This is a genomic window from Demequina sp. B12, assembly GCF_028823635.1.
Classification (GTDB): Bacteria; Actinomycetota; Actinomycetes; order Actinomycetales; family Demequinaceae; genus Demequina.
The window spans coordinates 128,480-142,531 of record NZ_JAPEHU010000004.1; the positions used below are offsets into that span (position 1 = coordinate 128,480).

12 protein-coding genes are annotated in these 14,052 nt (G+C 63.3%); 7 read left to right on the plus strand and 5 right to left on the minus strand.

What is annotated here, in order from left to right; all coding sequences use genetic code 11:
• Window positions 1-4 precede the first annotated feature (4 nt).
• Genes ON058_RS10005 through ON058_RS10015 form a run of 3 tightly spaced genes read left to right on the plus strand, consistent with a single transcriptional unit; the run spans window position 5 to window position 4,606 of the window.
• Window positions 5-1,345: a Shedu immune nuclease family protein gene (locus ON058_RS10005; RefSeq protein WP_274668907.1), complete on the plus strand. Its 1,341-nt coding sequence runs from the start codon at window positions 5-7 to the stop codon at window positions 1,343-1,345.
• Between the two features lie 11 nt (window positions 1,346-1,356).
• Complete coding sequence (locus ON058_RS10010) at window positions 1,357-3,138, plus strand: ATP-dependent endonuclease (protein ID WP_274668908.1); 1,782 nt, start codon at window positions 1,357-1,359, stop codon at window positions 3,136-3,138.
• On the plus strand, window positions 3,131-4,606 hold the full coding sequence (locus tag ON058_RS10015; protein WP_274668909.1) for a UvrD-helicase domain-containing protein: 1,476 nt from the start codon (window positions 3,131-3,133) through the stop codon (window positions 4,604-4,606). Before ON058_RS10010 ends, ON058_RS10015 begins: the two co-directional genes overlap by 8 nt.
• On the opposite strand, the gene ON058_RS11145 is transcribed toward ON058_RS10015, so the two are convergent.
• A complete protein-coding gene (locus ON058_RS11145; RefSeq protein WP_369334910.1) occupies window positions 4,597-5,007 on the minus strand; it encodes a helix-turn-helix domain-containing protein in 411 nt (136 codons plus the stop codon). The two genes, ON058_RS10015 and ON058_RS11145, sit on opposite strands and share 10 nt — an antisense overlap.
• A 313-nt stretch (window positions 5,008-5,320) precedes the next feature.
• Between ON058_RS11145 and ON058_RS10020 the strand changes: the two genes are divergently transcribed.
• Entirely contained in the window at window positions 5,321-6,304 is a 984-nt protein-coding gene (locus tag ON058_RS10020; RefSeq protein WP_274668910.1) for an FKBP-type peptidyl-prolyl cis-trans isomerase, read from the plus strand.
• Window positions 6,305-6,394: 90 nt separating this feature from the next.
• On the opposite strand, the gene ON058_RS10025 is transcribed toward ON058_RS10020, so the two are convergent.
• The gene (locus ON058_RS10025) at window positions 6,395-7,609 is read right to left on the minus strand and encodes an AI-2E family transporter (RefSeq protein WP_274668911.1); all 1,215 of its coding nucleotides are present in this window, start codon (window positions 7,607-7,609) and stop codon (window positions 6,395-6,397) included.
• 140 nt (window positions 7,610-7,749) lie between these two features.
• Between ON058_RS10025 and ON058_RS10030 the strand changes: the two genes are divergently transcribed.
• On the plus strand, window positions 7,750-9,378 hold the full coding sequence (locus tag ON058_RS10030; RefSeq protein WP_274668912.1) for an HNH endonuclease signature motif containing protein: 1,629 nt from the start codon (window positions 7,750-7,752) through the stop codon (window positions 9,376-9,378).
• A 52-nt stretch (window positions 9,379-9,430) separates the two neighbouring features.
• Here ON058_RS10030 and ON058_RS10035 read toward each other — a convergent pair whose 3' ends face one another.
• Window positions 9,431-10,546 (minus strand): ornithine cyclodeaminase, encoded by a 1,116-nt coding sequence (locus ON058_RS10035; protein WP_274669097.1) that lies wholly within the window; start codon window positions 10,544-10,546, stop codon window positions 9,431-9,433.
• Window positions 10,547-10,714: 168 nt separating this feature from the next.
• On the opposite strand from ON058_RS10035, the gene ON058_RS10040 reads away from it, so the two are divergent.
• On the plus strand, window positions 10,715-11,152 hold the full coding sequence (locus tag ON058_RS10040) for an Lrp/AsnC family transcriptional regulator (protein ID WP_274668913.1): 438 nt from the start codon (window positions 10,715-10,717) through the stop codon (window positions 11,150-11,152).
• Between the two features lie 98 nt (window positions 11,153-11,250).
• On the opposite strand, the gene ON058_RS10045 is transcribed toward ON058_RS10040, so the two are convergent.
• Window positions 11,251-11,883, minus strand: coding sequence for a DUF4395 domain-containing protein (locus tag ON058_RS10045; protein ID WP_274668914.1), 633 nt, complete (start codon window positions 11,881-11,883; stop codon window positions 11,251-11,253).
• A gap of 197 nt (window positions 11,884-12,080) precedes the next feature.
• Here ON058_RS10045 and ON058_RS10050 point away from each other — a divergent pair, with 197 nt between their 5' ends.
• A complete protein-coding gene (locus ON058_RS10050) occupies window positions 12,081-12,482 on the plus strand; it encodes a rhodanese-like domain-containing protein (protein WP_274668915.1) in 402 nt (133 codons plus the stop codon).
• 73 nt (window positions 12,483-12,555) lie between these two features.
• On the opposite strand, the gene ON058_RS10055 is transcribed toward ON058_RS10050, so the two are convergent.
• On the minus strand, window positions 12,556-14,034 hold the full coding sequence (locus ON058_RS10055) for a dolichyl-phosphate-mannose--protein mannosyltransferase (protein ID WP_274668916.1): 1,479 nt from the start codon (window positions 14,032-14,034) through the stop codon (window positions 12,556-12,558).
• Window positions 14,035-14,052 lie beyond the last annotated feature (18 nt).

The window sequence follows — 14,052 nt, forward strand, 5'->3', positions numbered from 1 at the left end:
CATCGTGGCCAGGTTCGGTATGACCCACGACGACGAGCAGAAGCTCGAATCCGAGGTGGTCGAAAACGGTGTCGAGCGAGGCTTCCTTCGCCCGCTTGGGGTTAAGGTTGCCGACTTCGCGCCGAATGACGCGGTGCTCACTGTGTACCCGACGAACACGCTCGAGGGTCACGAGAGGTGTGGAGAGCCAAAGTACGAGCAAATCAAGAGCATCGAGATCGAGTTTAGGACAGTTCCGTCGGACCTTGCGGAGGCCCTTGAACTACTGCCACCCGGCCTAGTGAAGGATCCGCGATACGGCCTCGGGTTCCTGAAGGACGCCAACCGTCTCGTGCGGATGATCGAGAAGCACTCAAAGTGCCGTGCGATTAGGTTGAGCCTTTCGGGCGACCTGGGCGTCGACGGCGACACCTTCCGGATTCCGCTCTCGGAGTTTGACGCTCTTTGGAGTGAGCTGATGAGGGTGATCAGCCGATCGCAAGACGCCACCAGTCGAGTGAAGACTGCGGTCACGCAGGACGCTCTCAAGGATGCGCTCGGTCTGCCGCCCGGCAAATACGAGGGAGGTCGCCATGCGCACTCCAAGTTCGTGGAGCGCGAGGCGGCTGGTGAGGCGATCGTGTCGGCAGCGGACGGCGAGTCGATCGTCGACTCCCTTACGTCGAGGCCGAGCGAAGTACTCGGAACTGTTAGCCCGGTGAAATTGAAGCAGCTGCAGCAAGATGTCGAGCTCGTCAATCTTGATCGCCTGATCGATTCGTTCCGGTCTATGCTCAAGCGGCGTCTTACGGAAGAGAAATGGCAGCAGTTCTTCGACGACAACGCGTTCGCTCTGCAACAGGTCTTCGGTGCGCCACTGGTACGCATTCAGTCAAGGGCGAACGTTGGTGGGACGGGGATTGACGGTGCATCCGGGAAGATAGCTGACTATCTTGTCCGGCATTCGTTGACCAACAACATCGCCCTAGTGGAGATCAAGCGGCCGGACACGAAGTTGCTCGCCAAGACTGCCTATCGATCAGGTGTCTATCCGGCGTCTCGCGAGTTGAGCGGTGCGATCACCCAGGTATTGGACCAGCGTTACCATGCGACGCAGGAGTTCCTGACTCTCAAGGCGAACTCGCGGCAGTGGGATCTTGAGTCTCACAGTGTTGCTTGCTTCGTCGTAGCGGGAAGAGTTCCTGCAGCACCTGACTTAGACCAGCAGAAGTCGCTGTCTCTCATCCGTGAGAACTCGAAGAACGTCACCATCATCACCTACGACGAAGTTCTAGAACGCATGGTCCAACTCCGAGACTTCCTCGGCGCCAGCGATGATGCTTCTGAGGGGGAGGATTCGCGTTGAGAATCCAGCGATTGACCATCGAGAACTTCCGAGGCGTCAAGGCGCTCGATTGGACGCTGCCGATGGACCAGCGTCTGGTCGCACTGATAGGCCCCGGTGACAGCGGCAAGTCCACCATCCTCGAGGCCGTTCACTGGCTTCTTGGGGACCGATGGAGCATCCCGGTGTCCGACACTGACTTCTTCGGAGTTGACCTATCGCAGACGATCAGGATTCAGGCGGTTCTCGTTGGCCTCCCGGACGCACTCAAGCGCGACACTGCATTCGGCTTGTGGCTGAGTGGCGTCGATAGCACCGGAGCGCTGCATCAAGATCCCGACGATACTCATACGCCGGCGCTCATCGCCGTCCTCACGATCGATGACTCGCTCGAGCCGCACTGGTCTGTTGAAAGAGTCGACGGTCAATCTCAGCTACTCACCTCCGCCCAGCGACGGCACTTCTCCACGTTCAAGGTTGACGACCGTACTGATGCCCAGTTGCGATGGAGCCGCGCTTCAGCGCTTGGTCGAATGTCACAGCGTGACGGAGCTGACCGCGACGCACTCGCAGCAGCGTCACGTGCGGCTCAGCAAGCAATTGTCGATCACGAGAGCTCACCGCTGTCCGACCTCGCCGAGAAGGTCCAGAAGCGCGCCAATATGATCGGCGGCGGCCGCTTCTCAGACATAAAGCCAGGCCTCGACACTTCTCGCTCATCAATGGGGGCAGGACTCGCGCTCTACGAAGGCGCCATCCCGCTCGCAAGCTTTGGACTTGGCAGCCGCAGGCTCGCGAGCCTGGCGGTACAACAGCTGGCTTCAGGCGAGCGGTCGGTGGCAGTGATTGACGAACTTGAGGAGGGCCTCGAGCCGCACCGAGCAGTTCGGCTGCTCCAGTACCTCCGGGACGATGATGCCTACTCTCAGGTTCTAGTCACCACGCACTCGCCTGTCGTGGTGGAGCAGGCGAAGACCGAGAACCTCGCGACCGTGCAGTCAGACAGCGGAGTCGTAACTGTCACAACGTTGTCCGGCTCGACGGCCGTGCTTCAGCGGCTACGGCGTTCCCGCCCGTCGTCACTGCTTGCCCGTCGCGTCGTGGTCGCTGAGGGCAAAACTGAGCACGGCGTCTTGCTTGCTTGCCTCGACGATTGGGACGAAGCGCGCTCCTCGGTTGGACTTTCTACGTCGGCGGGCGAGGGCGTCGCGATTCAGGACGCGCAGGGCGGATCAGAAGTGGCCCCCAAAGCCTCCGCGCTCCATAGCCTGGGATATGCCGTCGCCGGCTTCATGGATGCCGATGACCCAAGCGTCGATGTCGCTGTGCAGGAGGCTCTCGACGCCGGAGTGCAGATTGTCCGCTGGGAGCCGGGCAACAGCATCGAGGACCAAGCCTGTTCCGGGCTCAGCTGGAAAGGTTTGTCGAAGTTCATTGCGCTTGGGGTGGAGCGACGAGCAGCGGAGAGCACGGTCCTCGATGATCTCAACGTCGACCACTCTGAGAATCGTGTGACTTCTCTCGACGCCGCCGATTGGCAGGCGCAAGGCATCACGCTCGAGCAGGCGCGGGACAGAGTTGCGACTGCCGCCAACAAGAGAAAGTGGTTCAAGGAAGTCGAAGATGGTCGTGCCCTTGGCGAATGGTTGCTCGGGTACCGCACCCAACCAGCGTTAGAAGCAACGATTCAGCGCCTCAACGAAATCTATGCGTTCTGCTATCCAGCAGCGCCAGTAGTACCAGGCGCTGCAGTAGACAGTGGCGATACCAGCGACGAGGACGCGCAGGGCCAAGAAGACGCCGCCGATGGATGACGTTCTACGGGCACAGGCCGGGGCACTGCTTGAGTCGGCACCGGCATCGGTTGAGATGCCCGCTGGAGCGGGAAAGACGCACCTCCTCGCGTCCGCCGTCGCGGTTGCGGCAGAGCGGGGTCATCGCTCGCTAGTCCTTACCCACACCAACGCTGGCGTCGACGCTATCCGTCGGCGACTGAAGGTTTTCGGAGTGCCAAGCGGCATGGCGCGAGTCGAGACCATTACAAGTTGGGCGTTCTCGCTCGTGCGCGCGTATCCGACTCTCGCTGACGTCGTCGTGTCGGATACGCCCGACTGGTCCGAGTCGGAGCACTACGTGGGAGGAGCGTCTCGTGCGGCGCGAGCGTTGGCAGTAGCCGAGGTCCATTCGTTGAGCTTCGAGTACGTCTTCGTGGACGAGTATCAGGATTGCACCCTCACCCATCATGAGTTTGTACTGGCGATCGTATCGGCGGTTCCAAAGACGATCGTGCTGGGTGACCGTCTGCAGGCCATATTCGGCTTCGCAGGCGTGCTCGCAGACTGGGAGTCAGATGTTCTCCCACGCTTTCCAGAGTTCGAAATCGATGTTAGTCCGCAACGTTGGCGAGGCCACAATGAGCCTCTCGGGGACTGGCTCCTCAAGCTTCGTGCGGAACTCCAAGACGGCTCCACAGTTGACTTCGGAGTCTTCTCGACTCCCGGACTCCAGTGGAGCGGTGACACAAGCGTCGCTGCGCTGGCTGCTGCTGCCCATAGCCATCGCGACTTCGATGAGACCGTGGTGCTACTCGACAAGTGGCCACGTACGGTAGCCAGGCACGCGAGTCGGCTCGGTGGCTCGTACTCGGTCATGGAAGACATCAACGGCAACTTCATGCGTGAACAGATCGGTGGAAACGCGGCGAGAGGGATCCCGGGTATTCCGCTCGAAGGAGATCCTCACCTCGCACTGTGGCTCGCTCGGTTCACCAAGGCCTGCACGATCGGCTATGCCGACCTAGACTCGACGGTCCTGGGGCGACTTGAGCGCAATCAGTCACTATCGGGTCTTGCAAGAGCTGAGATTCAGCCGGCAGTTGAGGCTCTAGAGCGCCTGCGGGTGACGCCCACCTATGCGGAACTTGGACTAGTCGCGCGGGAGCTTAGCGCGGTTGACTCGATCAAGACCTACAGGTGGGAGGCGTGGAATGACACGCTTCAGGCGATCCACATGTCGGCGGAGAACGCCGAGACTCCGCTGGAGAACCTCGGGCGGGTGCGTGAGCGCCTGAGGCGACAGGGCAGGCGGAGTCATGCCCGAATCGCGTCGCGAACGCTCCTCGTGAAGGGTCTTGAATACGATCACGTGATCATCGCGGATCTGTCGCAGTTCACCGACCCGCGCAATCTATACGTCGCACTCTCGCGGGCGCGCAAGACCATCACGATCATCGGAGCCCGTTCAGCGATCGATCTGGAAGTTGAGACTTTCGATCATTCATGAGGGCTCCTGATGCGGACCCCGGCTCTGCGGAGTTGGCTTGCGATTGTTGCGGCGTCGAAACCCAGCCTCGCCCCGACGGTGGCGAGTGAGAGCCCAGAGTCGTAGAGCGCGTGAGCTTGGCTCACGTGCTCACTGGTCATGAAGTGCGTCCGGACCGGCACGTCGTGGCGATCGAGAATCGCGGTCACCGTCGTGCGGTGCAATTTGAACTCCCGGGCAACTGCGTTGATCGTCTTCCCTGCCTGATACAGCCGTACGACCTCTAGCTGCTCCTCGGGGGCCAGACGACGTTGCACCTGAGATCGGCTTCGTGGTTGCGCGAGAGTCGCGGGCTCGGGAGCCCAGCGACCCGGCTCCAACAGGGGTGAGCATTTTCCGGACTCCCACTCAGAGAGGTCCACTCATGAAAGCCGCCTGTCGATCGGGCGGCTTTCGTCGTTTCTGGTGAATACCACGTGGCCCACCGCCTGGGGGCGCCGCCCTCCGAACCCCGGCCCAGCATCGGCTGAAGCCCGTCCGGCATCGGCCCACCCCAGCATCGGCCCTCACCGCTGTTTCCCCACACTCTTCGCAAACCTGACAGAATGCTGGGAGTTTGTGTGCCGTGGGAACCTTCTGGGAATCCCATGGGTTAGACGACTATGACCACCGTCCGGTCACGTATGGCTGGACGCCACCTGACCCTCGGACCGAGGGAACGCTAGGAGTAATCCTTTGAGGACCTCTCACAAGAGCGCCGTTGCCGCGCTCGGCATCGCAGCCCTGCTGGGTTTGACCGCATGCTCCGCAGACGCTGAAGGCGACGCCGAGTCGACCGTGTCACCCACCACCTCCGCCACCGCCACGGAAGCTCCCGAGCCCACCGAGGCAGACATCGCGGCAGTGGACTCGATCGTGTGGAACGAAGACGAGGACGGCGTGCCCGTACTCGAGTTCGAAGACGGCCTCGAAGTGTCCACCACCGTGGAGCGCGTCGTGTCCGAAGGTGACGGTGAAGTGCTGGAAGACGGCATGTACATCAACCTGCACTTCATCGGCTTTGATGGTGCAGACGGTGCCGTGGCCTACGACACGTACTCGTCGGGCGGAACTCAGGCTTACAAGCTCGTTGACGGGGCCATGGCTCCGGCGCTCTACGACGCATTGATCGGCAAGACCGTGGGCAGCCAGCTCATCCTCGCCGAAACCTATGAAACCACCGACGCCGAAACCGGCGAAGCCGTGCAGGTGTCCTCGTTCACTGCGGTGACGATCGACTCGATCAACACCGTCCTCGACAAGGCCGAAGGCGAAGCAGTCGACCCTGTGGACGGCCTGCCCGTCGTCACCCTCGACGACTCCGGCGCACCGTCCGTGGAAATCCCCGACGCTGATGCGCCCACCGAACTGGTGTCCCAAACCCTCATCGAAGGTGAAGGCGACGTTGTCGAAAGCGACGACTACCTGGTCGTGAACTACAGCGGCTGGCTGTGGAGCGACGGCACCTCGTTCGACTCCTCCTGGGACCGCGGCACCCCCGCCGAGTTCTCCCTCACCAGCGTCATCGAAGGCTGGACCGAAGGCCTTGCCGGCCACACCGTCGGCAGCCAGGTCCTCCTGGTGATCCCCCCGGAGATGGGCTACGGCGACGAAGACTCCGCTTCGATCCCCGGCGGCTCCACCCTCGTGTTCGTCGTGGACATCCTGGGCGTGCTGTAACACTTCCGCAAGACCAACAAAAGGGCCGATGCCCGGGTTACGTGCCGTATGGCGCCCCCGGGCATCGGCCCTTCTTGTTGTTGCCTTGAGTTAGGCGGTGGCGGCGTCCTTGTCCGTGGTGCCCTGTTCGTCCTCGGCTGTTTCGAGCTCTGCGACGACGTCGTAGGTGCGTCCGGTGTTCTTCGCGATGGCGGTGAACAGTGCGGCGACGGGCAGCGCCATGAAGGCGCCCATGGGTCCGGCGATCGCACCACCTGCCATGGCGCCACCGAACGCGACCGCACCGTTAAGTTCCATGGTCTTGGAGGACAAACGCGGGTTGAGAATGTAGTTTTCGATCTGCTGGTAGACGATCACGTACGCCACCAGGATCAGCGTGGGCACAAAACCCTCGACGGCGAGCATCACGAGTGACGGAATGATCGCACCCAAGTACGTTCCGATGAACGGAATGAACTCGGACACAAAACCCATGAACAGTGCCATCGGCAACGCGTACACGAGCGGCATTCCCACCAGCAGCATCACAAAGAATGCGCCCGTGCCGCACACGATCATGAGCAGCAAGCGTGAGTAGAAGTAGCCGCCGGTCTGTTCGATCGAGGTGCGGGCAACCCAGCCCACGACCTTCTGGCGCTCCGGGGGCATGCGGCGCATGATGGTGCGCAACAGGCGCGGGAAGTCTGCGGCAAAGTAGAACGTGAACGTCAAGATCGTGAAGACGTCAAACACTAGGCCCAGGCCGGAGGACAAGATTCCGAGGACGTTGTCGCCCCAGCTTTGAATGGCTTTCAGGACTGGTGCGGTTGCTTCTTCTGCGGCGCCCGTGTCGATGATGTCTGCGCCAAAGTAATCCGACGCCCACGTGTTGAGGTTGCTCAGCCATTCCGTGAAGTGCGCGCTCACAGCAGACGCAAACTGCACGATCGCGGGAATGAGGAACGCGACCATGAGGATCATCGCGACTAGCGCTGACAGGAAGATGATTCCCACCGCCGCACCACGTTTCATGTGGAAACGCCGGACCAGCGCCTCCACGCCAGGAATGATCGCCAATGCAAAGAACAAGGAGATCAGCAGAATGCCCAGGAGGTGACGCAACTCCATCACGATGGACACGCCCAGCGCGGCGAGCACGACCACCACCACGACCTTCCAGGCGCTCATCCACACAAACTTGTTGACCCACCGCGGCGGCGTACCGTCATTGCGTTCCTCTTGCACAGACTGGGCGGCATGCACCACCGCGGACGGCACCTTCGTGTGGCCGGACCGTGGGCTGCGTGTGACGTTGGCGTCGCTCATGGCACCCATCGTGCCAGTGCCCGGCCCATGCGGAGGTGAAGCGGGCCGATGTTGTGGTCAGGCGCCCGTCGCCGTGGGGCTTTTGTGGTGGTCGTGGACGGTCTGGGCGGAATGTCAGGGGTCGATGGTTGAGTAGCAACATGGCCATCGACACCGCTGAGATCGACCTTGTGACAGCGCGCGTTCGCGTGCTTGCAGGTGCGGATGTTGCCGGTGTCACCCGTGACCAGTTGCTTGACGTCCAGGAAGCGGTGGCGCGGCTCGAACGAGTGGTGGGCGCTCTGGGTTCGCGTGTGGCTGGGGAAGTGGCACGTCGCTCCACAGCCGATGCGCCCGGCGGCGGCTTTGCCCGGCGCGAAGGCCACGGCGATGCCACCTCCATGGTCGCCTCAGTGCGGGGCGCGTCCAAGGCAACGGCACGCCGCGCGATTGACGCGGGTGCCGCTTTCGACGCCATCGAGACGGAGACGCCGGGGCCCGGAGCGCCACGTCAACGCGAACGCTATCCCCACGTGGCGCGTGCCCAAGTGGAGGGGCACTTGTCGGTCGAATCCGCGGGGCTGATCTGCTCGGCCCTCACCGAGCTTGCCGAACACGTCGACACCGCCGCCCTGCTGGATCTTGAGGAGCGACTGGTGGCGAAGGCCACGGGCCTTGCCGCACACCAGGTGCGGCGGATCGTGAGCCGTGCCATCGCTCGGGCATCGGATGCTGCCCGCGAGCGTCGCGAACGTAAGAACCATGACGACCGCTACTTCGCCTTCAAGGAAGACCACCAAGGCGTCGTGACATTCCACGGGCGCCTCGACGTGGTGAGTGCGGCGCCAGTGCTGACGGTGCTCGAACAGATCGTGACACGGGATATGCGGGCACGCCGTGGCCAAGACCCATCCGCGATGGACCAGCGGACCGTGGGGCAGATGAGAGCCGATGCCCTGGTAGAGATGTCGCGCCACACCCTGGGATGCGACCACAAAGATGCCTCCGGTGTACGCACGACCGTGGTGGTGCGGATGGGGTTGGCCGATCTCCTGTCTGGAACGGGTTTGGGGAGCATTGACGGCATCGATGCCCCCGTGTCGGTCGGAGAGCTGCGCCGACTCACCGCGGATGCCGGACTGATCCCCCAAGTGTTGGGTGGCGAAAGCGACATCCTCGACCAAGGCCGGCGCGTCCGAATGTTCACCCGCGCCCAACGCCTGGCGCTCCTCGAAAGGGACGGCGGCTGCGCCAAATGCCATGCCCCGCCGGAACACTGCGAAGCCCACCACATCGACTGGTGGCAACACGGCGGCACTACCAACATCAGCAACGGAGTAATGCTGTGTACACGGTGCCACCACGACATCCACAGGCAAAGTTGGGGCATCCGTGCCACGCCCACATCGGTGCAGTTCGTTCCACCGACATCTATCGACCCAACCCGCCAGGTGAGCGAAGGTGGCCGGCGCGCGCTCGACGTACTTGCGCCAGGCGTACCTGCGCCAGACGTGCTCGGGCTAGCTGGACCCGCGCTAGATGTGGCGCCGCCCGAACCGCCCGGACCAGAACCCGGTACGCGACCTGGTAGTGCGCCCGATGGGGTGTACGTTGGCGGGCCTGATGGGGAGTCCTGCGGGCCGCCCACGGAGCAAGAGCGCGCACTCGTGCGCTACTGGGAAGAGCAAGTGCGTGCCACCGAACCCATGCCCGAGTGGATAGGCGAATCCGACCTCTGGGACCCCGTGATCGATGGACCGTTCGCGCGCGAGCCAGCCCTCAGCGCGTAGTTGCGGCGGAAGTCATGGTGGTGAGACCGTTCTCCGCGGTGCCCGTGTGCGGTTATCGTCCGGTGGCCGCGCCCACGCGCTGGACCGCAGCAGAGCCTTCAGTCGACTCTGTAGTCGAGTCTGCAGCCGAGCTTGCAGCCGTAGCCGCGACTCCGCCCATGCCGATCAACGAAAACAAGTCGCGCGGGTCCTCCGGCTCCGCCACCAAGTCCAGCTCTCCGGCATACGGTGTGCCGCCCACGGCATCGGTCAGGTGCGCCAAAGCCGTCAGGTCCTCCAGCGCGAATCCCACGGAGTCGAACACAGTGACCTGCTCGGCACTGGTGCGGCCGGGCGCCTCGCCGGTGATGACGCGCCACATTTCGGTCACGGGGAAATCGGCGGGGAGGTGCTGAATCTCGCCCTCGATCCGGCTTTGCGGCTCGTACTCCACAAACACGCTGGCACGTCGCAAGATGTCGGTGTCGAGCTCTGTCTTGCCGGGGCAGTCGCCGCCGATCGCGTTCAGGTGCATGCCGGGCTTCACCCAGTCGTTGTGCACGATTGTCGCCAGCGTCTTGTCGGCGGTCGCGGTGGTGATGATGTCCGCGCCGCGGCAGGCGTCCTCGGCGCTCGTGGCGCGCACCACCTCGAATCCCAGGGGTTCCAAGTTGCGCTGGACCTTGTCCATGGCCCCGGGGTCGGTGTCCCAGATTCGCAACCGGTTGATGCCCATGACCGCACGCATGCCGAGCGCCTGGAACTCGCTTTGGGAGCCGTTCCCGAGCAACGCCATGACCTCCGAATCGGGGCGGGCCAGGTGACGGGCGACCATGGCAGACGTCGCCGCGGTGCGTAGCGCGGTGAGCAGCGTCATCTCGGCGATCAGGATCGGATAGCCCGTGTGGACATCCGCGTATGCGCCAAAGGCCGTGACGGTTTGCAGGCCCCGTGCTGGATTGGAGGGGTGACCGTTGACGTATTTGAACGCATACCGGTCGGCGTCGGCGATCGGCATTAGCTCGATCACGCCAATCGGGGAGTGTGCGGCGATGCGCTCCACTTTGTCGAACTGGTTCCAGCGGGCGTAATCGCGTTCAAGCCGCGCAGCAATGTCCGCGATGGCCTTGTCAGCGCCAGTGTCACGGATCCATGCGCTCATACGGGGAACGTCAACAAGCATCACCATGGGGACTACTCCTTCTGCGTCGCGGTGCCGGTATGTGGTGGTCACCTCCTTGACTTCCAGGTTCTCAGGGAATGTGAGCACTTACCTGGCCTTCGGCGCGGGATCCGTGCGAGCATCAAAGAGTAAGCGCAGGAATCGAGCGTCATGCGCAGAGAAGGGGCGTGGCTCATGGATGGTTTGGATCGCAAGCTGCTGGACTTGTTGCGTGCGGATGGGCGCGCCCCGTATGCGGAACTGGGGGACCGCATCGGCTTGTCAGCGTCGGCGGTGAAGCGGCGCGTGGACCGCATGGTTGCGGATGGCGTGATTCGCGGGTTCACGGTGTTGACCGACCCCGAGGCCGTCGGGCACAGCACGGAGGCGTACGTTGAGCTGTTCTGTCGCGGAATCGTGGGGCCATCCGAACTCACCCGCATCCTCAAGGACATTCCTGAAGTCATTGAAGCGACGACGGTCACCGGTCACGCCGATGCCATCGTGACGTTGCGGGCAAAGGACCCGCAGGACTTGGAGCGGGCGCTGGAGAAGGTGAGGTCTCCGCAGCAGGTGGACTCGACGCGTTCGGCGATCGTGCTGTCGCGGCTGATTGAGCGCCGCGCCCACTAGCCCGCGCCCGCTAGGCCGGGCCCATTAGCCCGCGCCCACGAGCGTCGCGCGTGTAGTGAGGTGCGTGAGTCGTGCACCGAGTGCTAGGCCCCCGCGCGCTAGTCGTGCACCGAGTGTTGGGTGCCGCGTGCGGGCGGGGTGTAGGTGCAGGTATCGCCCGCGCAGTGGTGAGGTTTGGTGCGGGCGAACCGCTGCGCGAGGGCGCACCCCAGGCAGAACCCGAATGCGGTCTCGGCGTACAGCAGCGCAAGGCACAGGCCGCACAGTGTGAGGGCCACAGCGGCAGGCAGTCCCAGCCATCCCAGCGCGAAGCATCCGGCGAGCGCCATTCCTAGGCCCATACGCCAGGCAAGGACCTTGGAGCTCGCGTCGACCCATTCGGGGCGTTGGCGGCGCGTCAACCAGCTCCCCATCATCAGAGTGGGGGTCCAGGCGGTGCCGACAAACAGACGCGTCATCATCTCGAACGCGAAGAACACGCCGAACATTTGCATGGGTCGCAACGTCCCTGTGGTCATGGCCCACATCCAGGCGCTGAAGCCCGCGAGGAACAGGATTCCGGCCGATGCGCGCACGGCGCGTTCGTTGATGACGGGCACCGTGAGACCGTCCACCCACTGGCCAATAGTGGGAGGTTCGTGGTCCAGGTGGGAGGCGGCGCTGCCGTGTGGGCGTTGCGGGTGCTGCGGTTCGCGTGGTGATGCGGGAGGCTGGGGAGAGTGGGACGTCATTGCGCAAAGATACCCCAGGGGGTATATTGTTTGCGAGTCAACAACGACCACCACCGTCAACTACGAAGGAGACCACCTATGTGTGCACGAGTGTCATGTGATGTATGCGGTAAGCCCACCTGGGCAGGTTGCGGCCAGCACGTCGAAGAAGCGCTCCAGGGCGTTCCCGCAGACCAGCGCTGCCCCGGCCACGCTTGATGGCCACCGGTCGTCAGCACAAGCCCTCGGCACGGCTCCGCGTCCTGGGTGCCGGCATCGGCGCCGCGGTCGTGGTCGCGCTGGGAGGCTGCGCTCCCTCCGCTGATGCCGCCGACCAAGCGCTCGCCCTCGACGCGGACACCGTCATCATCGACGTCCGTACGCCCGCCGAGTTCTCGGAAGGACACCTGGAGGGCGCGGTCAACATCGACCTCCAGTCCGCAGACTTCGACGCCCAGATCGCAGGCCTGGACCAGGACGAGGATTACCTTGTCTACTGCCGCTCAGGCAACAGGTCTGCCCAGGCGGCGTCCGTGATGGAAGCCCAAGGGCTGACTGTTCAGGATGCGGGCGGGCTCACCGACGCGGCCTCGTCCACCGGGCTCGACATCACCCAATAGTCGCAGCGAACCAGTAGCCGCAGCGAACCAGTAGCCGTCGCGCTCCACGAACACCACGGTTGCCTGGCTGGGGTCACACCCAGCTAGGCAACCACATGTGGAGTTGCCAGTAGCGGAACGGAATGGGCTCACCCGTCCAGATAGGCGCGAAGAAGCCCGCGACCACCAACACTGCGGCCACGAACACCACGCAGATGATCGCGCCCGGTGGCCACCAAGCACCGTGAAGCCGTGCCGGTTGCGCCAGTCGCTTCATCGCCCACACCACCATCAGAACCAAGAACGGCGCCATGGTGACGGTGTAGAAGGTGAAGATCGTGCGCTCGGCGAACGGCAGCCACGGCACCCATGCGGCCAGGTAGCCCGCGGTGACGGTGAGTGCCAGCATGTCGCGATGCCGGAAGATGCGCCACAGTGCGTACAGCAGTACGGCCGCGCCCACCCACCACAGCAGCGGGTGGCCGATGGCGTGGATGGCGGACACGCATCGTTCCGCCCCGCAGTCCACATCGGTGACGTCTTCAAAGTAGAACGCGGTGGGACGCAGTTGCAGCGGCCATCCCCAGGGGCTCGACTCGTAGTTGTGAGGAGAGTCGAGGCCGCGGTGGAAGTCCCACATCTGCTGGTGGTAGTGCACCAGCGAGTTCAACGAGTCGGGCAACCACGTGAAGCCTTCGCCCGGGTGATCTTCTGCCCAGTGGCGTCCCCATGACTTGTCCGCCTGGAACCACGGGATCCATGACGCCAGGTAGACCAGGGGGATCACGATCAGGGTCGCAAAGAATGCGGGGATGGCGCGAACGAAGCCACCCATGAACCAGTTTTCGTAGCCGGCCTTATGGCGGTCGTACCAATCCCATGCCACGGACAAGATCAGGAACGCCGCCGCAAAGTACAGCCCGTTCCATTTGACGGACACGGCCAAGCCGAATGCCACCAGTGCAGCCCACCGCCACCAGCGGATGCCTGTGTTGGGGCCGGCGCCAGGAATGAGAGACCCCACCCCCAGGTTGAGCTCCACTCGTTGCCGCGCGGCGGCTGCCTGGATTTTTCGCCAGGTGACGTGCCTATCCACGATCAACAGGCCAAAGGCCATCACTACAAAGAACGTCAAGAAGATGTCCAGCAGCGCCGTCCGCGACAGCACCACGTGTTCGCCATCGACGGCCAAGAACAGTCCCGCTACCAAACCCCACAGCGTGGAGCGCAGCAAGTGGCGCGCAATGAACGCGATCATCAGCACGGTCGCGACTCCCACGAGCGCCGCCATGAACCGCCACCCGTAGGCGGACGGCCCAAAGAGCTTCATGCCGAACCCGATCATCAGTTTCCCGATGTTCGGATGCACCACGTAGTCGCCCTCGGATGTCAGTTGTGAGAAGTCGCCATTCGCGAAGTCCTGGTTCTCGCCGCCCCATTCGCCTTCATAGCCGATGGTGATGAGGGAGTAAGCGCCGCGCGCATAGAAGACTTCATCGAACACCAGCGCTTGGGGGTAGCCCAGGTTTCCGAACCGCATCACCGCGGCTACGACGCCCACGATGGAAGCCATCAGAGTTACGCGCCATCG